This window comes from Endozoicomonas sp. ALD068 (genome assembly GCF_049310145.1).
Lineage (GTDB): Bacteria > Pseudomonadota > Gammaproteobacteria > Pseudomonadales > Endozoicomonadaceae > Endozoicomonas_A.
Window position 1 is genome coordinate 5,651,311 of sequence record NZ_JBLYNU010000004.1, and the last position, 25,068, is coordinate 5,676,378.

The following is a 25,068-nucleotide window of genomic DNA, read 5'->3' on the forward strand; positions in this document are numbered from 1 at the left end:
TCCAGCCTGCGTTTTCAGGGATATTTCTTCACTTTATAGTTATTTGGCCTGCTAATTCTCTATTTGCGCGAAAAATAAACCAATTAACTACAATCTGGTAATGCCGCTATTGTCCATGCTTCACTATAGATAGCCGCTGGCCGTTATAACGATAAAATACAATTTGGAATTAATATGAACGCAGTGATTCTGGCGGTTGCCGTCATGCTCGCGTTGAGCTTGTTGCGGGTTAATGTGGTTCTGGCACTGTTTGTGGGGGCTCTGGCCGGGGGAGTGATCGGTGGTCTGGATATCTTCCAGACTCTGGAGGCATTCTCCAGAGGTTTGGGCGGTGGCGTAGGCATTGCTATCAGTTACGCCATGCTGGGTGCTTTTGCTGTGGCCATCGCCCGCTCCGGCATACCTGAGTGGATGGCTGGAAAGATCATCCGCAAAGTAAAGAACAGCAACAACTCGCACAATAATGTGAAGCTAAAGTACAGCCTGTTTCTGGCGCTTGTGTTGATGGCTTTTTCTTCCCAGAACCTGATACCTATCCACATAGCCTTTATTCCCATACTGATTCCTCCCTTGTTATCGGTATTCAGTGCTATGGCGATTGATCGTCGTCAGGTGGTCTGTCTTCTTACCTTTGGCCTTACCGCGACCTATATGATTTTTCCTGTAGGCTTTGGCAATGTCTATCTGAATCAGATTCTTGGTGGCAACCTTCAGGAGAATGGGCTGGATATTGAACTGAGCCAGATGCCGCTGGCGATGGCGATTCCCGTTTTGGGTATGTTCCTGGGGTTGTTGCTGGCTGTTTTTTTCAGTTACCGAAAGTCCAGAACCTATCGTGTAGAAGAGACCATTTTGATTCATGAACAAGATATTCAGTTAAGCAAGCCTGCCATTATTACCTCTGTCATAGCCATTGTTCTGGTGCTGGTGAGTCAATTGACAACCGGGTCCATGGTTCTCGCTGCTGCACTGGGCTTTATTACCATGGTCATTGGGCGAGTCGTCTGCTGGCGGGAAGCAGATGAGGTATTCAATGAGGGTCTGCGCATGATGGCAGCTTTTGGCTTCATCATGATCTCGGCCGCAGGTTTTGCGGAAGTGCTCCGCTCAACAGGTGATATTCCAGAGCTGGTGAGTCAGGTACAGATGTTTGTGGGAGGCAGTCAGGCTCTTGCGGCCATTCTTATGCTTCTGGTCGGGTTACTGATCACTATGGGTATTGGCTCTTCGTTCTCTACGGTTCCGATTATTGCCACCCTTTATGTGCCACTGGGCATGGAACTTGGATTTACGCCACTGGCGATAGCCTGTCTTGTGGGAGTCGCAGGAGCATTAGGTGATGCAGGCTCCCCGGTTTCAGAATCTACCATTGGTCCCACTGCCGGCTTGAACGTGGATGGTCAGCACGACCACATCCGGGATTCGGTGATTCCCACCTTTTTACACTTTAATATTCCGATGATTATTTTTGGCTGGATTGCCGCCATGATTCTTTGAGTACCCGCCATAAAAACGGGGCCAGATGGCCCCGTGTGGATCTCTCATGAATCTGTGATTACAGATCGAGTTCAGACAGATACTTTTCAACCACCTTGGCAGGCAGAGGGATGTAACCGTCTTTAACGACGACTTCCTGACCCTGCTGAGACAGTACCATCTTCAGGAATTCGCCTTCCAGAGGGGACAACTTCTTGTTGGGCTGCTTGTTAACGTACACGTACAGGAAACGAGACAGTGGATAAGAGTTGTTGACAGCGTTAGCGGGCGTTGCCTCAACGAATGGCTGACCGGCTTTCTTGGCCAGAGGTACAGTACGTACGCTGGAAGTCTGGTAACCGATGCCGGAGTAGCCGATGCCGTTTACAGATGCACTGACAGACTGAACCACAGAAGCAGAACCAGGCTGCTCATTTACGTTGTTACGGAAATCACCTTTGCAGAGGGCTTTCTTCTTGAAGTAACCGTAAGTGCCGGATACAGAGTTACGGCCGTACAACTGGATTGAGCGGTTTTTCCAGGCTCCGTCCAGACCGGCAGCACCCCAGGTACTGATGTCTTTGTCGCCACCACACTTGCGGGTGGAGGAGAAAATAGCGTCCACTTGAGCCATGGTCAGACCCTTGATTGGGTTGTCCTTATTGACGAAAACAGCCAGAGCGTCAATGGCAACCGGAACAGCAGTGGGCTTGTAGCCATGCTTCTTCTCAAAAGCTTCCAGTTCCTTGTCTTTCATCTTGCGGCTCATGGGGCCGATGTTGGACGTTCCTTCCGTCAGAGCGGGTGGTGCAGTAGAAGAACCGGCAGCCTGAATCTGTACGTTCACATTAGGATATTCACGCTTGAAATCTTCTGCCCACAGAGTCATCAGGTTAGCCAGAGTGTCAGAGCCGACACTGGACAGATTGCCTGATACACCACTGGCTTTCTTATAAGTGGGGATCTCAGCGTCAATCTGACTGGCAGAGGCAGCCTGGATTCCGGTCGCAAGGGCAATTGTTGTTATTAGAGCTTTAAGCTTCATTCGTATCTCTCCTAAAGGGATTTTTTAGCCTCTCTTATACAGCTACAGGCATTTGTTTACTGGCAAGAACTATAAGATGAAAATGTGACAGTTATATGAACGACAGTGAAGCTTTATATTCGCAATAGTCATAATGTAAAATCACTGACTTTAATTCCAACTTGATTGTAGATTACTGATGAAATGCCAAGACAGGTACGAGCCCGGCTTGCAAAGCATGCCTCCTGTGCCAGTTTCTATTCGCTGAGTGTTTTAGCTACAACGCTAACTGAGAAGAGAAGTAAAATACCTTCAGCTGGAAAAGCTTCACGATCAGGAAGATCGCGGGCGCAAGAAACAACTGACATTATATATAGGGATTTTCAGAGTCGGTTGCGCCAAAAAAATAAAAACATCAAGTGCTAGAGAGCAATATGGAACTGAATAATGATCTTGCTCCCGGACCTCAGGGAGAACTGACGCTGAAAGTGCTGGCAGACTACCAATCTGTTAATACGACAGGCGATGTCTTTGGTGGCTGGGTGGCCATGCAGATTGATCAGGCTGGCGCAATCATGGCCAGAAAGATTGCCACAGGACGTGTTGTCACCGTTAGTATCGGCAGTATGAGTTTTATGCGCTCAGTTAAAATGGGCGATATTCTTGCGCTGTTCACCCGGGTGACAGAGGTCGGCAAAACGTCAATTCGGGTGGTCGTTGAAGCCTGGGTGGAAGATAAACACGGTCGCGCCAAGCTGACTGAAGCCAATATGGTTTTTGTAGCCATTGATACACAGGGCAGAACGTCTCGAATCCAGAGCGCCAAAAGCCCTTAGGATTTGAGGCAGTTTCAGTCTTGGGTCCAAAGAACCAGCTTTTCTGATAAAGATGCAAGTGAAACAGGTTTGTCCAGAAAATCGTCCATACCGGCAGACTTACAGGCAATCTTATCCGATTCCGAGGTGTTGGCTGTGAAAGCGATAACCGGTATTCCGGCATAGTGTTGCCCGGAGGCTCTGATTTTTTCAGTGGCTTCCAGACCACCCATGATGGGCATCATGCAATCCATGAGAATCAGGTTGAAGGCCTCTGAAGTCTCAAGAATGTCCAGTGCTTCCTGACCATTCTGGGCCACTTTGCAGCTGCAGCCCAATTTTTCAAGCAGCTTTTTGACCACCATCTGGTTTACCTGGCTATCTTCCACCACCAGAATATGGACGCTGTAGGTTTCCCTGACTGACACTGGCTTTCCTTTGCCTGTGGCCTGATTTCTCTACAGTCAATATCTGAAGAAGTGCCGGGTTCTTTAGGATCAAATGCAGGATGTTGCCAGACTAAAGCGGTCAGTAATAGCTAATTCCAGCCGATCTCCCTGCTTCAGAGGACCAACGCCGGCCGGAGTGCCAGTGAGGACAATATCGCCGGGTTCCAGTGTGAAGTGACGGCTTATGTAGCTGATCAGCCCCGGAATTGAGGTCAGCATATGGGCTGAAGTGTCTTCCTGACGTGTCTGCCCATTAATTTTAAGGCTGAAGTGAATGTTATCGAGATCGGGCAGGTGCTCTTTGGCAATAAACCCTGAAACGGGGCAGCTGCCATCAAAGGCTTTGGCCACTTCCCATGGCAGTCCTTTTTCTTTTAGCCGGGACTGAACATCCCGGAGTGTCAGATCCAATGCCAGCCCTATTGCCTTGATGGCATCAATGCTCTCATTCTCGCTGGCATTCTGGAGTCGGGTGTCCATCAGAATTGCTATTTCTGTTTCGTGGTGAACTTCACCGCGATCGACGGGAATGGCAAAGGGTATTTCCAGAGCTGTCAGTGATGTTGAAGGTTTGATAAACAACACGGGATCGTCGGGCAGCGGATTGTTCAACTCCCGAATGTGCTCGGCATAATTTCGGCCGACACACACCACTTTGCCGGCCGGCAGATCAATGCGGTCGCCACTTAGCCAGTGATGCCTGTACTTCATAGGGCGTCCTTCTTGCTTGTTTGTTCTTGTGTTTTTATTTTGCTCATGGCCTGGCACATCGCTAGTATTTATCAGCCGGGTACGACTGCTGAAGCTATCATTCACAGTACAAATATTGTGTTTTCCAGATTAACCTGATCACAGGAGCACGTCATGTCTGAAGAACTCCACCTGAATATCCAGAATCTGCATGACCTGCTTGAAGGACAGCCTGTGGACGAATGTACTGCAGGGGCTCTCAAGCAAATTACCGATGAACTGCAGCTGGCTCTGGCTCAGGCAGAGGGCGATATTCCTCTGCAGGACTACAACGAACAGCTCGAGCAGGAAGCGATCAAGTTTTCCGAACAACATCCTGCATTGTCTCAGGCCATCAGACAGATTCTGACTACGCTATCAAGCATAGGTGTCTGAAACAGAAAACACATAATAACTGCTCTGCACGCGAGGTTTAAGTCCTGTAGTGGTGATTGGACAAGGAACATCTGATTCATACACTCAAGGTAAGGGTTTTTCTCTTTTTTATGCTATTATCCACACCCCGGTCGGTTCTGAAACCAGATGACTCGGGTTGTATTCAGCCATTGACAGTATTTCCCACTCAATTTGGCTGAAGTACTTTTCAAGGTAGATTAAAAGACATCCGAGCTATTGTTATGCCCTCTATTTCCCTGGACAAGAGTAAGATTCGATTCCTTCTTCTGGAGGGGGTTCATCAGTCTGCTGTGGAAGTGCTTGAAGCTTCCGGCTACACCAATATTGATTATGTTTCCAAGTCCTTACCAGACGATGAGCTGAAGCAGCGGATTTCCGAAGCGCACTTTGTAGGCATTCGATCCCGAACCCAGCTGAGTGAAGACGTCTTTGCTGCAGCCCAGAAGCTGATCGCTGTTGGTTGTTTCTGCATCGGTACCAACCAGGTAGAGCTGGATGCTGCTACGTCACGGGGAATCCCGGTCTTTAATGCACCTTATTCCAACACTCGCTCTGTTGCTGAGCTGGTTCTGGCTGAGGCCATTCTTCTGTTGCGGGGTGTGCCTGAAAAGAATGCCGTTGCTCACCGGGGTGGCTGGCAGAAGAGTGCCGCCAATTCCTATGAAATTCGCGGTAAAAAGCTGGGTATTATTGGCTACGGCAGTATCGGAAGCCAACTAAGTGTTTTGGCTGAATCTATGGGCATGGACGTTTATTACTACGATGTGGTGACCAAGCTCTCCATCGGTAATGCCAGTCAGGTCGGCAGTCTCAATGATCTGCTGTCCATGTCTGATGTTGTCAGCCTGCACGTTCCTGAAACACCCGCCACTCAATGGATGTTTGGCGAAGAGCAGTTTGCGGCTATGAAAGAAGGCAGTGTTCTGATCAATGCTTCTCGCGGAACTGTTGTCGACATTCAGTCCCTGGCTTCGGCGATTGAAACGGGCAAGTTGCTGGGGGCTGCAATCGATGTTTTCCCGGAAGAACCACGTTCTAACAGTGATGAGTTTGTCAGCCCTCTGCGTGGACTGGATAACGTCATTTTGACACCTCACGTGGGTGGCAGTACTCAGGAAGCGCAGGAAAATATTGGTCGTGAAGTCTCCGAGAAGTTTGTTATGTACAGTGATAATGGTACAACATTGTCGTCTGTTAACTTCCCTGAAGTCTCATTGCCTGGGCATCCGGACAAGCATCGTATCCTGCATATTCACAAGAATATCCCCGGAGTTCTGGTAGCCATCAACAAGGTTTTCTCCCTGAACAATATCAATATCAGCGGTCAGTTCCTGCAAACCAATGAATCCGTGGGTTATGTGGTCATTGACGTAGATGCCGATCACAGTGACATTGCGCTGGAGAAGCTGAAAGAAATCGACGGCACCATTCGTTGCCGGGTTCTTTACTGAGTTTGATGTAGCCGGGCCGCAGGCCCGGTTTCCAGGGTTAGTCATCGTCAACTCTCAGGCAATCCAGATCGCCTTCCCAGTTGAGCTTTCCACGATATTGTCTGATCAATTCTTGCCTGCTCAGCTTGATCAAAAGCCTGAGTCCTTTTTCAATAGCCTCACGCTTCGTTTTTAACCCGGTTATTTCAAGGGCATCATGCATGAGCGTTTCATCAATGACTGTATGGATTCTCATAACAGCATCTCGTATAGAGCATATGTTGAGTTGATTCTCTGGATATGTTTTAGACTGTAAATCAGAAGTCGGGAGAGAATTTCTTAATTGCTTTGAAGTCTTCTGAAAATGTCGATAAACAGCTCCTATGGAAACAATTGATCCCGTCAGTTTCTTGTAATGTGTCTTACACTCAACAGGGGCATGCAGTATCTTTAGCTGTCGGACTCCAAGTTGAGTCTCCAACCTACTTAGAACAATATACAGGCTTTTGGAGAAGCGCTGTTTTGACGAAACTCTCTCATCTCTGGACTGATTTCAGCACGGATCCTCTTGGGGCTATCCGTGACTGGCAGAATGCCAGAACCACCTGGCTGATCATGCTGCTGACGGCTGTTTTTCTGGAGTCTGTAGCCCTTTATTTTCAGTACGTCATGTATCTGGACCCCTGTGAACTTTGTGTTTATCAGCGTCTGGCTGTATTGCTGATTGGCCTTGCAGCCCTGATCCTGCTGGTGGCGCCACGAAACAAACTGGCAAGAGGTCTCGGATACATCATCTGGATTGCCGGTGCTGCCTATGGGTTGGATGCTTCGATCAAAATGCTGGGCTACTACACGTCTGCAGACTTGTTCATGACCTGCAAGGCTCTGCCTAGCTTCCCATTCGATCTGCCGCTTTATGATTGGTGGCCTCAAATGTTCCTGCCGTCCGGTTTCTGCGGGCAGGATGGCTGGCTATTCCTGGGAATGAATATGGCTCACTGGATGACGTTTATCTTTGGTCTCTATATTCTGGCCTACATGCTTTGTCTGATCAGTCTGTTCAGGAAATCAAAGTAATCGAGTAAGCACACCTTCGGGCGCCCCGGAGTATATGTTCCAGGCGCTCAACCCTTGCCATCCCCTCAAAAAGTTCTGCAAACACTTTTAATTCTGACTGGCAGAACCCCTGACAGGCCTTGGCTGCTGAGCAGATCGGGCAATGGTTTTCATAGAAGATAAACCCCACATCGGTGGCTTCGTAATCTGCCATGTATCCTTCCCTGGAGCGGACCTTGGCCAGCGCTTTTATTTTGCCTTCCAGATCTTTATGGCTATCGAGTGCCTTATGATATTGTCGGCCTGTTTCTTTCGAGCGATCTTCTATCAGTTCATCCAAGCCCTGTTCACCAAATACATTCTTGATGGAAATCAGCATGTCTACCGTAAGCTGATCATGACGATCAGGAAAGTGTGACTGCGACTTTTCCGTCAGCTGCCAGAGCTTCTTGGGGCGACCGACCCCTTTACTGACTTCCTCACTGGATACCAGGCCTTCTTTCTCCATTCTTTCGAGATGTTGTCTGGCACCCATGCTGGTGATGTCGAGTGTCTTGCCCAGTTCCACGGCAGTTTTTGCGCCTTGCGTCTTCAGGAGCTGGAGGATTTTGTTTTGGGCTTTTTCACTTTTCATGGCCTCAGTATATGAGGGGGGTCTTAGTTAGTAAACAAAAAGCTTTACAAATTAAAGCCATTGCCATAGCCTGAATATGTAAATAAAAAACTTTACATATCTGGAGAGGGTTATGAACGCCTATCTTGAACATGCCAATATCACCGTCCCCTCAATTGATGAAGCCACTCGTATTTTGGGTGCGGCTTTTCCTGATTTTCGGATAAGAGGTGGAGGAGAGTTCCGTGGCCGCCGCTGGGTACATTTTGGCAATGACACAACTTATATGGCGCTGAATGAATACCCTGAAGGTAAAGCGAGTAAACCAGACTACAGTCACTTTGGCGTTAATCATATTGGCTTTGTGGTTAAACAGCTTGATGAGCTGGATCAAAGACTTAAGGAAGAAGGTTATAAGTTGATTCCGGACTTTCAGGAGGAAGGCGATTTCCGCAGACGTCATTACTATTGTGACGGTAATGGTATGGAGTGGGAGTTTATTGAGTATGCAACCGAAGACGTTTCAAAAAGAAATCATTACTGAATTAAAACTAAGGCACTAAAATAATAAACCCTGTGTCGTTTATTAGTCTGCTTCACTGAGGATTACCTTCGTTTATTTTGGTTGCCGGTGCTTCTAACTTAAACGGGTAAGCCTCCGTATTGAAGAAGGCAGTGTCAGATCCTGTCTATCTCCAGCTAGCTGGCCGTTTTGAGCTTCGTTTGTCTATTATTGCCCTCTTTGCTCAAGCCAGTTCTCGACCCGTAGCCCTTCTACGCGATCAAACTCTCTTACATTATTGGTTACAGCAATCAACCCTTCACTGCGTGCATGAGCGGCTATATGCATATCATTAACATCTATCACCAATCCCTCTCTTTCAAGGTTTGCACGTGTATTGCCGAAGTGAGCAGATGCCTTAGGGGTATATTCCAGGACCTCCAGCCTGCTGACAAAGCTCTCGACGTTATCCCTGTTTCTTTTCGGATTGGCGCTTTTTTCTACACCGTGAAGTAGCTCTGACAATGTGATGGAGCTTATAGCAATCTGTCCATCATAAGCATTGAAAACAGATTGCAGTTCCGCTGGCCTGCGTTTTATCACGTAAATCGAGATATCAGTATCAAGTAAGAACTTCAACATCAGAATTCCTCTCGACCTCTCTGATCCTGAGAGGCTCGTTCAGCCATAAACTCATCGGTGACGCCTTCTGCAGGGTCTGCATTAAAGAATGAGTCCCAGGTCTTTCCCAAAGGAGAGAGAATTCGATCATTGCCACGAACCCTGACGCTGACTTTTTTGACGCCATCAGGAAATTGGGTTTCTGCGGGGAGTCGAACAGCCTGTGTCCGGTTGTTAACAAAGACAGTACCCTGAGCCATCGTTGCCACCTTTAGGTTGATGATATATGCAAAATTTTTATCTCAATGACTATATGGCAAGTTTTAAAACTTTGGGACTGACAGCAAAACTGACCTCAGGCTGACTGAGCATTCAGCTTGCTGGTCAACCAGCTGAGATAATCATCAATGGTTTCGTCCAGCTCATTGGGCAAGTGGTGTCGGGCATCTTCAAGATAATAGACACTGGGCTGGGTATAGAGCTTCTCAAGTACAGAAATATTGTGTTTGGCATCGACCGTACGGTCGAATGTACCCTGCAGGATGAGTGGGCTGACTGGTGATTTTATCTTGCAGGACTCAATGCGCTTGATCCAGCGATCCATCGCCAGTACCCATTGTACGGGCAGAATGGTGGCAGACAGAGGATCGTTGCGGGACAACTCCAGAAACGATTTTTTTCTGGAATTTCGGGTGTAAGTCCGGGGCAACTGGGTAATGAACAATTTGGCCAGCTGCAGCTGCAATCGTCCCAGTGTCCAATTCCAGGGCCTGACCAAAGGAGCGGATAAAATGACCTGTTCGAAGGGACTGGCCTTGTGATGGGCCTCGCGGTTAATCAGGCAGTCTGTCAGGATCGCACACCCTGTACTCTGGCCAAAAGCATGCCAGGGTTTGGGCAGGTGACCTTCACAATGTGTCAGTATGTCTTCAAGAATCAGAGTGTAAACAGAAAAATCCGGGATAGTGGCGGGCTTGCCGCTGGAGAGCCCATGACCGGGCAGGTCATAGGCCAGAACATTGAAGCCCTGTTCAAGGAGGAAGCGGATGATTCGGGCGAAGAGTCCAACATGGTCGTAGTAACCATGAAGAAGAAAAAAAGTGCCTCTGGCATCGCACTTCTCAAACAAATGGCAGGCCAGCTTGTAGTTGCAGCTGTCGATTGTCCCCATAAAGTGGCGAACATCCGCTGATCCGGTTTCAAAATTGATACCATAGAAATCAAGGTATGCTTTGATGTCCGGATTCTGGCCAGCGATTGAATCCCGGGCTCCCAGAGGAAAAACCAGAGGTTTGATCTGTTCCTTAAGGTTTTCAGGATTCAGCATAGGGTGCTCTGTTCCTATGTTGGGCTCAGGGCTGTCGTTAATCCTGAACGGGTTGCACCTTTCATCAGGCTTTTTCCAGATCCTCGAGCCTGACTTCTATTTGCTTCTCGGAAACGACTTCACAGACGGTATCGCCTTGTGTATTTCGCTGCATTTTGATGTATTGCACCAGAATCATACCCCGAGCAGACCCGACGTTATTTATAAACGTCATCTCCAGTTTTTGATAGAGAGGATGATTCATAATGACTTTGTCACCTTTTTTAAAGCTGACCCCTCTGCCTGAGCCCGTACCTTCACTTTCTGCATGACTATTAAGCGTTTCGACAATTAACCGGATATCCTTGATCACTTCATGGCCATTTGGGATAGGTTTTGGCAGCAGGACTTGCACATCCTGCTCCTGACTTTTGCTCAGGCGACCATCTTTATGGAGCTGGCGGGTAATCCGGTTAAAAGAGATGATCTCGCAGACGCCTCGGGTGGAACGTATCTTGTGGAAACGATCCAGATCCTTGAGGTCCAGGTAAAGAAATACATAACCGGGAAAGAGAACCTCTTCCTTCAAAAGGCCCCTGATTCGAACCTTTACCATCGGGCAGTATGCATCAAATCCTTGGGTTTCAAGGTTTTCCTGGGCTCTCTGCTCTTGACGAGGCCTGGTTTTAAGCAGGTACCATCCCTCTTGCAAGCACTCTTGATTCTGCATACATATTCCCTGAATGCTTTCTGCTATATAAAACGAAAGTGCAAATAACCTGATGTGGAACTATCTGACAGTGACTTTTAACGATCACGCGTTAACTGTCACATCAATAACGGCTATTGAACTGATTGCACTTTGATCTGAGCAGCCACATCTCGATGTCTATTAAAAGTGCCTCATTATAATTCCCATGGTCGAACTATGCACCGCTTAACATCCACATTGCTGTATTTAACCAGACGATAACCAGCGCAGCTTTGGGGTAGCGTGACTCGCGTTTGTGGAGAGACACTGCGGGACTGGGGACAAGGTTTAAATCCTGTTTTTTGGCAGCTGCTCTTTGATAACCATTGTACCCAATGAATCTCTGCGTTTCATCGGAGAGAAGGTATTCGACCAGAGTTTTGGCAGCGGCCTCATGCTCGGTAGCCTTGAGGATGACCAGCTCTTGAAGCAGTGGTGTGTAAAGTGACTGCGGGACTAAAGTTACACTCACTGGGAAAAGAATGCTATTGAAGTCGACTTCTTTCACCTGGGAAAAAGGCGCAAAACCAGCATCGGAAGAATTTTTTATATTGGTCCATGTTTCCCTGACATGGTCATTGTAAGAGAGCCTATCCTGATCTCTGATTATTCGGTAAAGATAATATTTTTGAAGGACGGACACAGCGGCGTGCCGGTAGGGTGCAGCTTCCCGGTCTGCAATGTGAATTGTTGGAGGGTTGTTATCTATAAGGTAGGTTTTTATGTCGTTGGGTTTTAACGGGCTCCGCTGACCGTGCCAGAATGCCAGCAAACCCTGGGCATAGATCTTCCTGGAATTTGCTAGAATCTTATTCATTTGTTCCAGTTCTGCCGTCTTTAAATTGTCAGCAGATAGAAACAGATCAAATTTCTGAGTGTTGTCACTGACCCGGTACCTCAGGTCTTGAGAAGTGCCATAGTACAGTTCCAGGGTGTGACCATACCGTGACTGGAACTGCCCTTTCAGGCTTTCCAGAACATGTTGAAAGCTCGCTGCCACAGCAACCTTGATAGTGTCAGCCTCTGATAGGGGAGTAATGGTGAGCAGGCATCCAAAAATGAAAGTCAGAATCGGCAGGTCAGGAATGGCTTTCAATTTAGAGAAAGATTTTGGGTGTCTAACAAAACGAAAGTGAAACAAGATTTTTCTCCACAACCCATTGAGCGAGTTACAGAGCTTAGTTTAGGTTCCAGGAGGCTGACCGAGAATAGACTGCCCCACGCGGCAATTGCTTTAGCTCCTGAGACCATGCAGCGGCAGCAAATTGGTCTGAAAATCCACTTTTGTTCGTCAAATAGCTCGCTATTTTCCCCACAAAACCGAATTTTCGTCCCCAATTTTCTGCCGTCCTCGCTACGGGGTTGCCTGGACGGGGTCGCCTGGACGGGCGCTATTCTCTATTTTACTGACAGGCTTCTTCCAGCATCGCCACAGCCGGGAGCTTCTTGCCTTCTACAAACTCCAGGAAGGCACCGCCGCCCGTAGAAATGTAAGATACTCGGTCTTTAATTCCATACTTGTCGATTGCGGCCAGAGTATCACCTCCACCGGCGATAGAGAAAGCGTCAGACTCGGCTATGGCCAGAGACATGGAGCGAGTGCCTTCACCAAACTGGTCAAATTCAAAGACACCCACAGGGCCGTTCCAAAGAATGGTTTTAGAGGACTTCAGAATTTCATTGAACAGTTTCTGGGTTTGGGGGCCTACGTCAAAGATCATGTCGTCGTCTTCTACTTGTGATACCTGTTTAACGACAGCGGTTTCATTTTCATCAAATTTCTTACCGCAGATTACATCTACAGGCATAGGTACGTTAACCTTTTCCATCAGTGCCCTGGCATTAGGGATCAGATCTTCTTCGTAAAGGGATTTACCGACATTGTGACCGGCAGCAGCGAGAAAGGTGTTGGCAATACCGCCGCCCACGATCAGCTGGTCGCAGACGTCAGATAGGGATTCCAGTACCGTCAGTTTGGTGGAAACTTTGGAGCCACCCACGATGGCACACATTGGACGCTCAGGGTTTCCCAAGGCTTTACCCAGGGCATCCAGTTCACCCGCCAGCAGGGGGCCTGCACAGGCAATTTCAGCAAATTTACCCACGCCGTGAGTGGATGCCTGAGCACGGTGTGCGGTACCGAATGCATCCATTACATAGACATCGCACAGGGCTGCCATTTTTTTAGACAGTGCTTCGTCATCGTTCTTTTCACCCCTGTTGAAACGCACGTTCTCAAGAATGACCAGTTCACCCTCGGCAACGTCAAAACCACCGTCGACCCAGTCTTTGATCAGGCGAACCTCTTTGCCTAGCAGGTTGCCAATGTAGTCTGCAACAGGCTTCAGGGAGAACTGTTCGTCGTATTCACCTTCTGTCGGACGACCCAGATGAGAGGTTGCCATGACTTTGGCACCGGATTCCAGAGCGCGCTTAATGGTGGGCAGAGAAGCAAGGATTCGTGCATCGCTGGTGACTTTGCCATCTTTGACCGGAACGTTGAGGTCTTCACGGATCAGGACTCGTTTGCCAGCCAGATCCAGGTCGGTCATTTTCAATAGGTTCATCAGGGTCTCTCCCTATGCACGGGGTCAATGAAGATCGACTGCTGTCTGGATGAGGCAACAGTACTGAAGGGTAGAATTGGCATGGACAATAGCACAAAAATATGGCGCCCGGTACGTACCTTTAGCCTGATATGAACCAAATCAACAGGCTTTCAGGAGTTAACGCGGGACAACAAAAATTCCATTGTAAAATCGTCGGTCAACAGACTCGGAAGGAAGGTTTAACAGAATTGGATAGAATATGTGATCAGTTGCTGAACCGGCATTTATACAAAAGCTGAAAGGGCTGCACAAAGCAACCCTTTTATTATTTTATTAAATGTATCGATTACAGACCTGCTGCAGCTCTCAGTGCGTCAGCCTTGTCGGTGCGCTCCCAGGAAAATTCTTCCTCTTCACGACCAAAGTGACCGTATGCGGCAGTAGCCTGATAAATTGGACGCTTCAGGTCCAGCATATCGATCAGACCTTTAGGACGCAGATCGAAATGCTCACGAACCAGCTCTTCAATTTTGGTATCAACAATCTTGCCAGTACCGAAAGTATCAATAGAGATAGACGTGGGCTCGGCAACACCAATCGCATAAGACACCTGGATCTCGCACTTGTCAGCCAGGCCAGCAGCCACAACGTTCTTGGCCACGTAACGACCTGCGTAAGCAGCAGAACGGTCAACCTTTGACGGGTCCTTGCCAGAGAAGGCACCGCCACCGTGACGAGCCATACCACCGTAGGTGTCTACAATGATTTTGCGCCCTGTCAGACCACAATCACCCACCGGGCCTCCAATCACGAAAATACCGGTTGGATTAATGTGGTAACGGGTCTCTTCATGGAGCCATTGCGCTGGTATAACCGGCTTGATGACTTTTTCCAGAATTTCTTTCTGCAGCTCTTCCTGGGAGATGTCAGGATGATGCTGTGTCGACAACACCACGGCGTCCACACTTTGTATTTTGCCTTCGCTGTCGTAACGCATGGTGACCTGGCTTTTGGCATCCGGGCGCAACCAGGGCAGGGTACCGTTTTTACGCAGCTCGGCCTGACGCTTAACCAATGCGTGAGAGTAGTAGATAGGGGCAGGCATCAGTACCGGTGTTTCATTGGTCGCGTAACCAAACATCAGACCCTGGTCACCCGCGCCCTGTTCATGCCCATCTGTTTCATCAACACCGACAGCGATGTCCGGAGACTGTTTGCCAATAGCATTCAGAACGGCGACACAATCACCGTCAAAGCCGAGGTCGCCATGGTTGTAACCAATGTCAGTGACCACTTTACGAACCAGTTCTTCGATATCAACGTAAGTGTCGGTACGCACTTCACCCGCTACAATCACCATGCCGGTTTTTACCATGGTTTCAACCGCGACACGGGCTTCCGGATCATCCTTGAGGATGGCGTCCAGAATAGCGTCGGAAATCTGGTCGGCAATCTTGTCCGGATGACCTTCGGAAACCGACTCGGAAGTGAATAGCGTGTAATCTGCCATAGTCGTCTTTCGCCTCTTGAAACTATTCAGCCCAGGGTTTAAAAAACCGCCTGACCTGAATCTGAAAACCATTACGCAGCCCCAGATACTGGGACTCACCTATTGCCAGACCTGCATCCAGTGCCCAACCGTCAAGGTCTTCAACACTGAATCCAAGCCACAAATCGCCACAGGATTCCCGCACCCAATCCTGATTGTGACTGCTGAGTTCACTGACCAGCATACTGCCACCGGGCTTCAACAGTTCTGAAACGCGGGTGAAAATACCAGAAGGGCTGGCTACATGGTGTAACACCATGTTAGCCACTATGCAGTCAAACTGACCTTCCAGCGCATTCAGGGTATCTATTTCCCCATGAATGCACTCAACGTTTTTCAGACCCCGCTCTTTTACCCTCTGTTGACTGATGGCCAGCATTTCTGCGGAATTGTCCACAGCATAGACCCGCTGAAAATTCTCACTCAGCGTTGCCAGAAAATCGCCCTCACCCGGTCCCAGCTCCAACACCCGCTGATGGTCAGGCAGTTCAGTTTTTTCCAGAACGTCGGCCACACATCGGGCGTAGAGATCATGATCAGCAATGAGTTCCTGATGCTGACGAAACTGATCCACATTACGGGCAAAGAACGCCATGGATTGCTCCGCCCTTTGGCCTCTGACTTTTAATAGACGACCGGTCAGGGAAGGCGACAACGACAAAGTGTCGACCGCTGAAAAAAGGGAACGCATGACATCACTACTGATTCCTTCTGGAGGGGGCAGCGCCCGACGGTAAAAAATGGTATTACCTTCCTTGCGGGTACTCACAAGTCCGGCCTGAGAGAGAACCTTGAGATGGTGGCTCATGGCAGGCTGACGCATATCGAAGAGGCTGCTGAGTTCAAGCACCCCGAAAGAGTCTGTGCTCAGAACTCTCAGGATTTCAAGCCTCAGTACGTCGCCATAGGCTTTTCCCAGAGCGGCAAGCTGTTCGACTGATCCTGATTCCGACACGCAAGGCTCCTCACCGCTGCACCGTTGACTTCTCGCAGACGGCCAGAAGATCCTATTCCGTCTATCCAGGGCGGAAGTCTAGCAAGCAGTACATGGTATATCAAAACTTTTTGATATAGATATTCATACGGGACGGGGTGATTTAACCTATGTCAACCTGTCGTGTGGGTTTATCACCGCGACAATGCAAATTGAGTGTGCAAATTGGATGCAAGCAATAACCTTAGTTGACCCGGATGAATTTGCTTTGATTTTCCGTTGACTCGTCTATTAGTGTAGGGCTAAGAATTGACCGCGAATTCACCGGAGAGGCCAGATGCTTACGGTTACCCAATTGGCCAGAAAGTTCGATATATCTCGCACTACCATTCTCTACTATGAGCGTGAAGGTCTGTTAATGCCTCACACTCGATCCGGGAATGGCTACCGATGGTATGGGCAACATGAAATCAAGCGCCTTGAAGCGATTATGGCTTATCGTGCTTTCGGAATACCGATCAGCAATATTGTACGGCTTCTCGACGGTGAAGACGAAATGGAGCAGGAACGCATTTTGCGTGGCCAGCTGATGGCTCTTGAGCACGAGATCCAGAAGTTGCGTCAACAGCAAAAGGCTATCGTGTTGCTTCTTAAACAACCTTCATTACTGGAGCAAAATATGGTCAACAAAGATCGTTGGGTAGAGATTATGAAAGCGGCCGGGTTCAGCGAGGAGGATATGAAAAGCTGGCATCAGCAGTTTGAAAAAATGGAGCCGCAGGCACATCAGGAATTCCTGGAGTCCCTGAGCATTGATAAAGAGGAAATCGATAAAATCCGCGTCTGGTCCAGGCAACCCTGAAACCGATAGACTTTCCACCCAGTCCACCGATAATAGCTTTTGCCGCGACATCTGGCGATTTAAGAATATGAGGTCAGCTTATGGGTATTTTTGAACGCTATCTCAGCCTCTGGGTTGCTTTGGGTATTTTTGCAGGGCTTTTTGGTGGACTGCAATTTCCAGAATTTTTTGAGGTTCTGGGTCGATGGCAATACGCCAGCATTAATCTGGTCATTGCTGTACTGATCTGGCTGATGATCTATCCAATGATGATGCAGGTGGATTTTTCTGCCATTAAAAACGTTCGTCGTCGTTCAAAAGGGTTGATCGTTACCGTCACTGTTAACTGGCTGATCAAGCCTTTCACCATGGCACTGCTGGCCGTATTGTTTATTCGCTATGTTTTTGGCGACTGGATCAATCCTGAGCTGGGTAAAGAGTACATTGCCGGTATGATTCTACTGGGTGTCGCACCCTGTACTGCCATGGTTTTTGTCTGGAGTCAGTTGACCAGGGGAGATCCTAACTACACTCTGGTTCAGGTCGCCATCAATGATCTGATTATGCTTATTGCGTTTGCGCCTCTTGCCGCCTTTTTGCTGGGAGTAACAGAAGTATTTGTACCCTGGAATACCCTGTTTCTGTCCGTAGGACTGTTTGTGGTGATTCCAGTGCTTGCAGGCTGGTTGACCCGTAAAGCTGTTCGCAGCGAACAAACACTGAGTCGATTTTTGACAGGCACCAAGCCCTTTTCGATCATTGGATTAATTGGCACGGTCATTCTTCTTTTTGGGATCCAGGCCAACACGATTATTGCCCATCCCCTGAATATCTTCCTGATTGCCATACCCCTGATCATCCAGACCTATCTGATTTTTGCCATCACCTATTTATGGATGAAGAAGTGGAAGCAACCCCATAACATTGCCTCACCCGGTGCAATGATTGGAGCCTCCAACTTTTTTGAACTGGCTGTTGCCGTGGCCATAAGTCTCTTTGGACTGAACTCCGGGGCCGCTCTGGCAACGGTTGTGGGTGTGTTGGTGGAAGTGCCAGTGATGCTATCGCTGGTCGCCTATGCCAATCGTACACGACAGTCATTCACTGAACGGGAGTCTTCCTGATCACTGACTTTCGACTTGCCGACGCCCCATATTTTCACAGGCAATAGCTATCAATAAAATGTTCAGGTGATTCAGGATAGTCATATATAGCGATTTCAGTTTCCGACTGAAGGCATTAGAATAGCGCCAATTTTAAAACAGACTGGATCTTCGGAGCCCTGATTCCTATGTCCTCACGTCGTGAGCTAGCCAATGCCATCCGCGCCCTGAGTATGGACGCTGTACAGAAAGCCAAGTCCGGACACCCCGGTGCCCCAATGGGTATGGCTGATATTGCTGAAGTATTATGGCGTGATTATCTGAATCACAACCCGGCTAACCCCCAATGGGCTGACCGTGACCGTTTTGTTCTGTCCAACGGTCATGGTTCCATGCTGCTTTACTCTCTGCTGCACCTGAGCGGTTACGATGTGTCTGTTGAAGACCTCAAGAGCTTCCGCCAGTTGCACTCCAAAACCGCAGGCCACCCTGAGTACGGTTACGCTCCGGGCATCGAGACCACTACCGGTCCTCTGGGGCAGGGTATTGCCAATGCCGTGGGTATGGCTGTTGCTGAAAAGACCCTGGCTGCACAGTTCAACCGTGAAGGTCACGAAATTGTTGACCACAACACCTATGTCTTCATGGGCGACGGCTGCATGATGGAAGGTATCTCCCACGAGGTGTGCTCGCTGGCAGGGACTCTGGAGCTGGGTAAACTGATCGTTTTCTACGACGACAACGGCATCTCTATTGATGGCGAAGTAGAAGGCTGGTTCACCGACGACACCGTTCAGCGTTTCGAATCTTACAACTGGCACGTTGTTCCAAATATTGACGGTCACGATCCGGAAGCGATCCGTGCTGCTATTGAGGCCGGTCGAGCTGAAAAAACCAAACCTACCCTGATCTGCTGCAAGACTGTCATCGGTTTTGGTTCTCCCAATAAGGAAGGCAAGGAAGAGTGCCACGGTGCACCTCTGGGTGACGAAGAGATCAAACTGACCCGCGAGCGTCTGGGTTGGGAACACCCTGCTTTCGAAATCCCGTCCGACATCTACAGCCAATGGGATGCCAAAGAAGCCGGTGCTGCCAAAGAAAGCGCATGGAACGAAAAGTTTGCTACTTATCAGGCTGCTCACCCGGAACTTGCTGCTGAATACCTTCGACGTCAAAAAGGTGAACTGCCTGCTGACTTTTCTGCAAAGGCCGATGATTTCATTAAATCCTGTCAGGTAGAAGGTGAGAAAGTGGCCAGTCGTAAAGCTTCCCAGAATACTCTGAATGCTTTTGGTCCTTTGTTGCCTGAACTGCTGGGTGGTTCTGCTGACCTGGCGGGCTCAAACCTGACCTTGTGGAGCGGTTCCAAAGGCGTTAAACCTGCTGATGCCAGCGGCAACTATGTGTTCTACGGTGTGCGTGAATTCGGCATGACCGCGATGATGAATGGTATTGCCCTGCACGGCGGTTTTATCCCTTACGGTGCCACCTTCCTGGTCTTTATGGAATACGCCTGCAATGCTGTGCGCATGGCCGCTCTGATGAAGCAGCGCGCTATTCTGGTTTACACTCACGACTCGATTGGTCTGGGTGAAGACGGCCCTACTCACCAGCCGGTAGAACAGATTGCCAGCCTGCGTATGACACCAGACGTGAATGCCTGGCGGCCCTGTGACACCGTTGAGTCGGCGGTGGCCTGGAAACATGCGATTGAGCGTGAAGATGGCCCCACTGCACTGATCTTCTCCCGTCAGGGTCTGCCCTGTATGCACCGTGAAGCTGATCAGGTGGCCGACATTGCCCGTGGTGGTTATGTACTGAAGGATTGTGAAGGCACTCCCGAACTGATCCTGATCGCTACCGGTTCTGAAGTGGAACTGGCCATGAACGCTGAAGCTGCCCTGACTGCCGAGGGTCGCAAGGTTCGCGTGGTATCCATGCCATCTACTGACGTCTTCGATGCTCAGGATGCGCAATACAAGCAGAGTGTTCTGCCTCTGGAAGTCCCTGCCCGTATCGCGATTGAAGCCGCTGCAGCTGACTTCTGGTACAAGTACGTTGGCCTGGACGGACGGATAATCGGCATGACCACTTATGGTGAGTCTGCGCCGGCCGGTGACCTTTTCCCATACTTCGGGTTTACTGTAGAAAATATTGTTGCTGCGGCTGAAGAGATTCTGGACTGATAAGTATCTGGCCAGTTGGTTTAGCATATTCTGGCGAGTGGATTTTTTCATCCTTCAAGGCGCAACGACGGGCGCGTAGCCATAGCTACGCTACCAGAGTTGGAACGCAGAAGGATGGAGAAAGCCGCAGTCCAGAATATGCGAAACCAGCTGGTTAGGTACTTGGCAATAGCAGGGAAATCATTGCTCTGAATGGCTTTTAAAAGTGTTTGAAAAAACGGCAGATGATTGATATCAACTGCCGTTTTTTTGTTCTGCTATAAGAAGAAGTTTCTCGATTTTAATTGTGAAACGGTAACCCAGGTTTGTTTTCCATTAAAAATTGTATTCGTTAAATGCTCTTTCAATTCTTCAATACTTTTAGGCGTTAATTTATCTATAAAAGTTTTTTTTCGTTGTCCGGTTTTCCCCGGAAATAGATGTGAAGCCAGATCATTTAAAATTGAAGATTTATCAGAAAGAATGATTTTGAGAAGGATCTTCTGAGAGAGAGCTAATTCTGTATCAATGTCATTAAGAGTTGCGGGTGCATCATTTGCTTTGTGAATCTCGTGTAGTGTTTGTATGATCTCATCAATTTCATCAGCAAGTTCTTTTGGCAGTATAATCTCTTTGTTCATTGTTCTTGCTGATCTTTTTTCCCCAGTGTGTAAATCTTTTAGATTCAGCTTTTTAACCCTGTCGATTATCTTGTTTCTTTTTTTTTCGGTTGTTTTTTCCACATCTGACTTGCTGAAGTCTATTTCAGAGTCTTCCTTATTTTTATCGTAATCGAATAAAAGTTCTTCTCCTGGTTTAATATCTTTTGTAGTGACCACTCTCAGTTGAAGACTGTCCTGATCCCCCCATTTTACAGTCATACTGCCTGAATAGCGTATAACGATATTGGGATCCTTGGAGTGATTAAGGAATCGGATATCCTTCTTACCGTCACGACCAATTTCAATGGCCGGTCTGCCAGATTTTGCAATAGACGCGCCCGACCATACGACAAAGGAGTCATTTTCCGGGAATTCGATCTTACTGTTCACAGTGTTCATCGTAAAGACATGATATTTGCCGGTATTAGAATTACGGATTCTGTACACCAATGGTCCTTCGTAGTCACATACTTCCTCATCCTTTTTGAAGCTCCGGGTAGCAATGACACCGGTACCGTGAACCACGCCTGCTGTTGAGGTTTTGATACCGGGAGTGGATTCAGTGCCTGGAGATGATGGAGTTGTTGCTCTTTCTGAATCCGGAGATTCAGGGGAATACATCGCTTCTTGTCCATTAGCAAAAGGGTTCCCATTACTCTGAGTAAAACGGAGAAGCTCAGAGGATATCAAGTCGCTGAAAGATGACAGGCTTTTTATGATGTTTGAATAATTTTCTCCGGGAACTACCCTGGTCTTTCTGGCTTTTAAAAGAACCATTGTATGGTTAAGTATCGTCTCTGTATCATCAAAACAACCACTATTGCAACTGGATGGCAGAGATTTCCCGGCTGCTGCGTTTCCTTCAACTTGCCGCAAGCATGATTTCTTTGCCGGGGGAGCAGCCGTGTCTGTTTCGTCAAATCGACGTAAGGTTGGCATTAGGCGAAGATCTGATCCAGATCCAGTGGGTTGCATTGATATATCCTCAATGGTTTTCTTGATATTTCACTGTTATTGACCGTAATAATCGTTTTAAGTTCAAAAGCGTCTCAGGTGCTACCTCAAAAATAGTGATCTACCCAATTCATAATTATTTGTATCGCTGTTTCTTTACAAAAGTGGTCAGCCACGTATTCAGCCATCAACCCATGGTTATGTGCTGCCTCTACCCATGTTCGGATGAGCACAACGGTAGATTGGTCTGAAAAAAACAGCCACCCCAAAAGTGCTTCTAACGCTGGAAACTCTGTTCCCATACAACTATTTCCCATCTGTTGGAAGGGTATAAGTTTGGCTCAGTGCCATGCATCTAACAAACTAAAACCTGACTGTGATTTGAGGCTCGCTTGATTTGGCAGATCAATGGATTTGACTTAAGGAGTTAATCTTTTCATAGCAAGGGCTGTTACATTCAAGCATTTAAGGAGTTAACCGGAATAGATGCAAGAAAAGTCATGGGTTATACACCCATGATTATCTCTCTAACATAGCTCTGATAATAAGCTGGGCATGAGAAGGAGGTATATTATTATTTATATCAATGTTTGTTACTCCAGAGTCAGGAAGGAAGGAAATTTGAACATCGGGTTCTCTATAAGGTGGTAGATTCCTTTCATTACGATAGTCTGTGAGTAATTTTTTGATTGCAGAGAATGAAGCGCCATTATCTTTGTGACTAAACGCACTATTAAGAAAGTCAACACAATAGCCCGCTCCATCAAGAATTTGGGTGTTGGCTTCCCACGTTAATAATTGCTCCACAACATTTGGATGCCTACCAATAACTGCAAGCATGAGTGCTGTTCGTCCATTAGTTCCATTGACTACTTCAAAAGTCTGTTCTAATTGTTCCTGATTCACATACAGAGCTTTCACTAAATCCAGTTTTCCGAATCTGCAGGCAAGAGCAAAAGGAGTAATCGCAGAGTAGTAAAGATTTTTAATAACAGGAAATGATCTTGTGCACTTGGAAATTTCATCGGCCCCATACTCAGATATCAACCTTTTAGCTTCTGCAATATCAGCATCGGTACTATCAGCGTTTGTAATGACCCATACGAGTCTATCCACAAAATGTTCCAGCTTGTCACGACTTGCAGAGGTAGCCATGGCAACACTTTTCATCGTTTTGCACGGTTGAGATTCGGTATCCGGGTCATTAGGGGATGGCCTTTTCTGTGCTTTGAAATTATTCCCACAGTCGCTTCGATCAGCGTCATATGCCTTAGAAGACAGATCAATGTTTCGATCCGCTAAGGGAGTAGCAGATGCCTGATTATATCCTTGTGAAATCATTTGTGACTGTGGTTCAGTGATTTTGACACCGACACCTAAAAAAATCGCACCATTCTCATCTAATGTAATTGAAACCTTCACATCAATATGTAGTGGTTGCTGAATGCAAGTCATTGGAATATCCATATCTAAACAACTCCGTAAGTAATTGTGTTTGAAAACGACTGTGAGTTTTGATATCACATTAGGTTAGACAATACTAATTAACTGAAGTTCCTTCTTACATTTCGAAAACGCAAATTTCTCAAAAAAGACGGGTCATTCAGGATAACACTCCATGACCTGGCGCTCAGATATTCCTGGCTGCATTAATGTTGAAATTCTCTGTATGATCACAAACAAGGCATTTAAAACCTGCCTGTGATTTGAGGCTCTCCTGATCTGGCAGATCAATGGATTTGACTTAAGGTGTTAATTATTTCATAGCAAGAGCTGTTAGATTCAAGCATTTAAGAAGTTAACTGGAGTAGATCCAAGATATAGTCATGGGTTACACACCCATGACTATATCTTGGATAAAGATTCGTCTGTCGTCTGTCGTCTGTCTTCTGAAAGTTACACCCCCATGACTATTCACTGGATAAAGATTCGAGAAGGTTCGGGTTTTCAGAAAAGAGGTGTTCCAGTAGCTCCGGGGTTTCACGACGGAGACGACTGACAAAACCCGGATTTTCAGAAAAGAATTTTTCAAGTGCCTTCGGCTGTGTAGTAAGGAGATATACCAGAAACTCCGGGCTTTCACGACCGATCTGCATGAGACAACCCGGGTTTTCAGAAAGGTATTTTTCAAAAATTTCCGGATGTTCAGAAAGGAATGCTGGAAGGTTAATAGTAGCACTCATTTCCCCAGTATCTTTAATGTAATAACCATGAATAGCGGGTTCTTTAAAAGGTGGTAGATTGTTTTCTTTGCGATAGTCTATTAATAATTCTCTGATTTTAATGTATGTATCTTGTTTGCTGCTGTTAAAAACTGAATTAAGCTTATCAGCACAATTGTTATCTTCATCAACAATTTGAGGGTCAGCCCCCAAGTCTAATAATTGCTTCACTACATCTGCATGGCCATGACTAACTGCAAGCATGAGGGCTGTTTTTCCATTAGTCCCATTTTTCATATCAAATGTCTGGTTTAATTGTTGCTGATTCACGTACAGAGCCTTCACTAAATCCAGCTTACCGAATCTGCATGCAAGAGCAAAAAGAGTAATAGCAGGGTAACAACTCCTGGTGATATTTGTATGAAAAGAAAATGGGACTGTTAGCTTGGCAAGTTCATCGGCACCGAACTTGGATATCAACCCTACGGCTTCCGAAGTATCAGCGTCAGTGCTTTCAGGGTCTGTAATCACTTTAAAAAGGCTCTCTGCAAAAGGCTCCAGATTGTCGCGCCCGGTAGAGATAGCCATAGCCTCACCTTTCATTGATTTGCAAAGTTGAGATATGGTGCCCGCGTCATCACTGAATGGCCTTTTTTGTGCTTTGAAACTATCACTACTATCACTTTGAGCCGTTTCATTTGAAGTTGAAGCTTGTGCATACGCTTCAATATTACGATCCACGATGGGTGTAGCAGAGTTTTGGGTATAACTTTCTGGTAAATTTACTTGTGGTGGTAGCTTCAAAGTTGAGAAAACGTAAAACGAAGAAACCTCATCATTCTTATCTCGTGTAACTTTAGTAGTCACTTCTCCAATAGTCGCACCATCATAATTTAATGGACCAATGCCAGTTTTTGATATATCCATGTTCAAACATCTCCGTAAGTTATTTAATGTAAA

Annotated in this window: 25 protein-coding genes; 9 read left to right on the forward strand and 16 right to left on the reverse strand. The window is 47.3% G+C overall.

The genetic code is table 11. The features are described 5' to 3' along the window. Window positions 1-174 precede the first annotated feature (174 nt). The gene (locus ACO6V5_RS20885; protein ID WP_422139247.1) at window positions 175-1,497 is read left to right on the forward strand and encodes a Na+/H+ antiporter family protein; all 1,323 of its coding nucleotides are present in this window, start codon (window positions 175-177) and stop codon (window positions 1,495-1,497) included. Between the two features lie 58 nt (window positions 1,498-1,555). Here ACO6V5_RS20885 and ACO6V5_RS20890 read toward each other — a convergent pair whose 3' ends face one another. Further along, complete coding sequence (locus ACO6V5_RS20890) at window positions 1,556-2,521, reverse strand: PstS family phosphate ABC transporter substrate-binding protein (RefSeq protein WP_422139246.1); 966 nt, start codon at window positions 2,519-2,521, stop codon at window positions 1,556-1,558. A 413-nt stretch (window positions 2,522-2,934) separates the two neighbouring features. On the opposite strand from ACO6V5_RS20890, the gene ACO6V5_RS20895 reads away from it, so the two are divergent. Further along, window positions 2,935-3,336 carry an acyl-CoA thioesterase gene (locus ACO6V5_RS20895; RefSeq protein ID WP_422135844.1) on the forward strand — a complete coding sequence of 134 codons (402 nt, stop codon included), beginning with the start codon at window positions 2,935-2,937 and terminating at the stop codon, window positions 3,334-3,336. Between the two features lie 14 nt (window positions 3,337-3,350). Here the strand turns inward: ACO6V5_RS20895 and ACO6V5_RS20900 are convergent, their stop codons facing one another. Next, entirely contained in the window at window positions 3,351-3,743 is a 393-nt protein-coding gene (locus tag ACO6V5_RS20900; RefSeq protein WP_422135843.1) for a response regulator, read from the reverse strand. 69 nt (window positions 3,744-3,812) lie between these two features. Further along, window positions 3,813-4,475: a fumarylacetoacetate hydrolase family protein gene (locus ACO6V5_RS20905; protein ID WP_422135842.1), complete on the reverse strand. Its 663-nt coding sequence runs from the start codon at window positions 4,473-4,475 to the stop codon at window positions 3,813-3,815. A gap of 153 nt (window positions 4,476-4,628) precedes the next feature. Between ACO6V5_RS20905 and ACO6V5_RS20910 the strand changes: the two genes are divergently transcribed. Both ACO6V5_RS20910 and serA read left to right on the forward strand, forming a co-directional pair. Continuing rightward, window positions 4,629-4,889 carry a DUF4404 family protein gene (locus tag ACO6V5_RS20910; protein WP_317144543.1) on the forward strand — a complete coding sequence of 87 codons (261 nt, stop codon included), beginning with the start codon at window positions 4,629-4,631 and terminating at the stop codon, window positions 4,887-4,889. Between the two features lie 242 nt (window positions 4,890-5,131). After that, on the forward strand, window positions 5,132-6,361 hold the full coding sequence (serA, locus tag ACO6V5_RS20915) for a phosphoglycerate dehydrogenase (protein WP_422409816.1): 1,230 nt from the start codon (window positions 5,132-5,134) through the stop codon (window positions 6,359-6,361). A 37-nt stretch (window positions 6,362-6,398) separates the two neighbouring features. Here serA and ACO6V5_RS20920 read toward each other — a convergent pair whose 3' ends face one another. Beyond that, window positions 6,399-6,596 carry a type II toxin-antitoxin system VapB family antitoxin gene (locus ACO6V5_RS20920; RefSeq protein WP_422135840.1) on the reverse strand — a complete coding sequence of 66 codons (198 nt, stop codon included), beginning with the start codon at window positions 6,594-6,596 and terminating at the stop codon, window positions 6,399-6,401. Between the two features lie 266 nt (window positions 6,597-6,862). On the opposite strand from ACO6V5_RS20920, the gene dsbB reads away from it, so the two are divergent. Beyond that, complete coding sequence (gene dsbB / locus ACO6V5_RS20925; protein ID WP_422409818.1) at window positions 6,863-7,417, forward strand: disulfide bond formation protein DsbB; 555 nt, start codon at window positions 6,863-6,865, stop codon at window positions 7,415-7,417. Here the strand turns inward: dsbB and ACO6V5_RS20930 are convergent. Continuing rightward, a complete protein-coding gene (locus ACO6V5_RS20930; protein WP_422409820.1) occupies window positions 7,401-8,030 on the reverse strand; it encodes a helix-turn-helix transcriptional regulator in 630 nt (209 codons plus the stop codon). The genes dsbB and ACO6V5_RS20930 overlap by 17 nt on opposite strands. Before the next feature lie 112 nt (window positions 8,031-8,142). Here ACO6V5_RS20930 and ACO6V5_RS20935 point away from each other — a divergent pair, with 112 nt between their 5' ends. Continuing rightward, on the forward strand, window positions 8,143-8,553 hold the full coding sequence (locus ACO6V5_RS20935) for a VOC family protein (RefSeq protein WP_422135837.1): 411 nt from the start codon (window positions 8,143-8,145) through the stop codon (window positions 8,551-8,553). Between the two features lie 186 nt (window positions 8,554-8,739). Here ACO6V5_RS20935 and vapC read toward each other — a convergent pair whose 3' ends face one another. From vapC to ACO6V5_RS20975, 8 genes are all read right to left on the reverse strand, one after another. Then, window positions 8,740-9,153: a type II toxin-antitoxin system tRNA(fMet)-specific endonuclease VapC gene (gene vapC, locus ACO6V5_RS20940; protein ID WP_422135836.1), complete on the reverse strand. Its 414-nt coding sequence runs from the start codon at window positions 9,151-9,153 to the stop codon at window positions 8,740-8,742. Next, window positions 9,153-9,392: a type II toxin-antitoxin system VapB family antitoxin gene (gene vapB, locus ACO6V5_RS20945; RefSeq protein WP_422135835.1), complete on the reverse strand. Its 240-nt coding sequence runs from the start codon at window positions 9,390-9,392 to the stop codon at window positions 9,153-9,155. The genes vapC and vapB overlap by 1 nt, the downstream gene beginning before the upstream one ends. 95 nt (window positions 9,393-9,487) lie before the next feature. Beyond that, window positions 9,488-10,459: an alpha/beta hydrolase gene (locus tag ACO6V5_RS20950; RefSeq protein WP_422409823.1), complete on the reverse strand. Its 972-nt coding sequence runs from the start codon at window positions 10,457-10,459 to the stop codon at window positions 9,488-9,490. Window positions 10,460-10,523: 64 nt separating this feature from the next. Then, on the reverse strand, window positions 10,524-11,168 hold the full coding sequence (locus tag ACO6V5_RS20955; RefSeq protein ID WP_422135833.1) for a transcription termination/antitermination NusG family protein: 645 nt from the start codon (window positions 11,166-11,168) through the stop codon (window positions 10,524-10,526). Between the two features lie 196 nt (window positions 11,169-11,364). Then, window positions 11,365-12,330, reverse strand: coding sequence for a molybdate ABC transporter substrate-binding protein (gene modA / locus ACO6V5_RS20960; protein ID WP_422135832.1), 966 nt, complete (start codon window positions 12,328-12,330; stop codon window positions 11,365-11,367). A 262-nt stretch (window positions 12,331-12,592) separates the two neighbouring features. Beyond that, the gene (locus ACO6V5_RS20965) at window positions 12,593-13,756 is read right to left on the reverse strand and encodes a phosphoglycerate kinase (RefSeq protein ID WP_422135831.1); all 1,164 of its coding nucleotides are present in this window, start codon (window positions 13,754-13,756) and stop codon (window positions 12,593-12,595) included. A 328-nt stretch (window positions 13,757-14,084) separates the two neighbouring features. After that, window positions 14,085-15,248, reverse strand: coding sequence for a methionine adenosyltransferase (gene metK, locus ACO6V5_RS20970; RefSeq protein WP_422409826.1), 1,164 nt, complete (start codon window positions 15,246-15,248; stop codon window positions 14,085-14,087). Window positions 15,249-15,270: 22 nt separating this feature from the next. Continuing rightward, window positions 15,271-16,242 (reverse strand): ArsR/SmtB family transcription factor, encoded by a 972-nt coding sequence (locus ACO6V5_RS20975; RefSeq protein ID WP_422135829.1) that lies wholly within the window; start codon window positions 16,240-16,242, stop codon window positions 15,271-15,273. 316 nt (window positions 16,243-16,558) lie between these two features. Between ACO6V5_RS20975 and ACO6V5_RS20980 the strand changes: the two genes are divergently transcribed. From ACO6V5_RS20980 to tkt, 3 genes are all read left to right on the forward strand, one after another. Further along, window positions 16,559-17,083 (forward strand): MerR family transcriptional regulator, encoded by a 525-nt coding sequence (locus ACO6V5_RS20980; RefSeq protein WP_422135828.1) that lies wholly within the window; start codon window positions 16,559-16,561, stop codon window positions 17,081-17,083. Window positions 17,084-17,163: 80 nt separating this feature from the next. Beyond that, a complete protein-coding gene (arsB, locus tag ACO6V5_RS20985) occupies window positions 17,164-18,186 on the forward strand; it encodes an ACR3 family arsenite efflux transporter (protein ID WP_422135827.1) in 1,023 nt (340 codons plus the stop codon). A 167-nt stretch (window positions 18,187-18,353) separates the two neighbouring features. Beyond that, complete coding sequence (gene tkt, locus ACO6V5_RS20990) at window positions 18,354-20,351, forward strand: transketolase (protein ID WP_422135826.1); 1,998 nt, start codon at window positions 18,354-18,356, stop codon at window positions 20,349-20,351. A gap of 257 nt (window positions 20,352-20,608) precedes the next feature. Here the strand turns inward: tkt and ACO6V5_RS20995 are convergent, their stop codons facing one another. The 3 genes from ACO6V5_RS20995 to ACO6V5_RS21005 form a co-directional block, all read right to left on the reverse strand. Continuing rightward, the gene (locus tag ACO6V5_RS20995; RefSeq protein ID WP_422409829.1) at window positions 20,609-21,967 is read right to left on the reverse strand and encodes an SET domain-containing protein; all 1,359 of its coding nucleotides are present in this window, start codon (window positions 21,965-21,967) and stop codon (window positions 20,609-20,611) included. 498 nt (window positions 21,968-22,465) lie between these two features. Next, a complete protein-coding gene (locus ACO6V5_RS21000) occupies window positions 22,466-23,413 on the reverse strand; it encodes an ankyrin repeat domain-containing protein (protein ID WP_422135824.1) in 948 nt (315 codons plus the stop codon). A gap of 443 nt (window positions 23,414-23,856) precedes the next feature. Next, window positions 23,857-25,035, reverse strand: a complete 1,179-nt coding sequence (locus tag ACO6V5_RS21005) for an ankyrin repeat domain-containing protein (protein WP_422135823.1) — start codon at window positions 25,033-25,035, stop codon at window positions 23,857-23,859. Window positions 25,036-25,068: the final 33 nt, after the last annotated feature.

Coding starts and splice junctions, on each gene's coding strand:
- ACO6V5_RS20885 (WP_422139247.1), top strand. CDS start 175: ATGAACGCAGTGATTCTGGCGGTTGCCGTCATGCTCGCGTTGAGCTTG.
- ACO6V5_RS20890 (WP_422139246.1), bottom strand. CDS start 2,521: ATGAAGCTTAAAGCTCTAATAACAACAATTGCCCTTGCGACCGGAATC.
- ACO6V5_RS20895 (WP_422135844.1), top strand. CDS start 2,935: ATGGAACTGAATAATGATCTTGCTCCCGGACCTCAGGGAGAACTGACG.
- ACO6V5_RS20905 (WP_422135842.1), bottom strand. CDS start 4,475: ATGAAGTACAGGCATCACTGGCTAAGTGGCGACCGCATTGATCTGCCG.
- ACO6V5_RS20910 (WP_317144543.1), top strand. CDS start 4,629: ATGTCTGAAGAACTCCACCTGAATATCCAGAATCTGCATGACCTGCTT.
- serA (WP_422409816.1), top strand. CDS start 5,132: ATGCCCTCTATTTCCCTGGACAAGAGTAAGATTCGATTCCTTCTTCTG.
- ACO6V5_RS20920 (WP_422135840.1), bottom strand. CDS start 6,596: ATGAGAATCCATACAGTCATTGATGAAACGCTCATGCATGATGCCCTT.
- ACO6V5_RS20930 (WP_422409820.1), bottom strand. CDS start 8,030: ATGAAAAGTGAAAAAGCCCAAAACAAAATCCTCCAGCTCCTGAAGACG.
- ACO6V5_RS20935 (WP_422135837.1), top strand. CDS start 8,143: ATGAACGCCTATCTTGAACATGCCAATATCACCGTCCCCTCAATTGAT.
- vapC (WP_422135836.1), bottom strand. CDS start 9,153: ATGTTGAAGTTCTTACTTGATACTGATATCTCGATTTACGTGATAAAA.
- vapB (WP_422135835.1), bottom strand. CDS start 9,392: ATGGCTCAGGGTACTGTCTTTGTTAACAACCGGACACAGGCTGTTCGA.
- ACO6V5_RS20950 (WP_422409823.1), bottom strand. CDS start 10,459: ATGCTGAATCCTGAAAACCTTAAGGAACAGATCAAACCTCTGGTTTTT.
- ACO6V5_RS20955 (WP_422135833.1), bottom strand. CDS start 11,168: ATGCAGAATCAAGAGTGCTTGCAAGAGGGATGGTACCTGCTTAAAACC.
- ACO6V5_RS20965 (WP_422135831.1), bottom strand. CDS start 13,756: ATGAACCTATTGAAAATGACCGACCTGGATCTGGCTGGCAAACGAGTC.
- metK (WP_422409826.1), bottom strand. CDS start 15,248: ATGGCAGATTACACGCTATTCACTTCCGAGTCGGTTTCCGAAGGTCAT.
- ACO6V5_RS20980 (WP_422135828.1), top strand. CDS start 16,559: ATGCTTACGGTTACCCAATTGGCCAGAAAGTTCGATATATCTCGCACT.
- arsB (WP_422135827.1), top strand. CDS start 17,164: ATGGGTATTTTTGAACGCTATCTCAGCCTCTGGGTTGCTTTGGGTATT.
- tkt (WP_422135826.1), top strand. CDS start 18,354: ATGTCCTCACGTCGTGAGCTAGCCAATGCCATCCGCGCCCTGAGTATG.
- ACO6V5_RS20995 (WP_422409829.1), bottom strand. CDS start 21,967: ATGCAACCCACTGGATCTGGATCAGATCTTCGCCTAATGCCAACCTTA.
- ACO6V5_RS21000 (WP_422135824.1), bottom strand. CDS start 23,413: ATGGATATTCCAATGACTTGCATTCAGCAACCACTACATATTGATGTG.
- ACO6V5_RS21005 (WP_422135823.1), bottom strand. CDS start 25,035: ATGGATATATCAAAAACTGGCATTGGTCCATTAAATTATGATGGTGCG.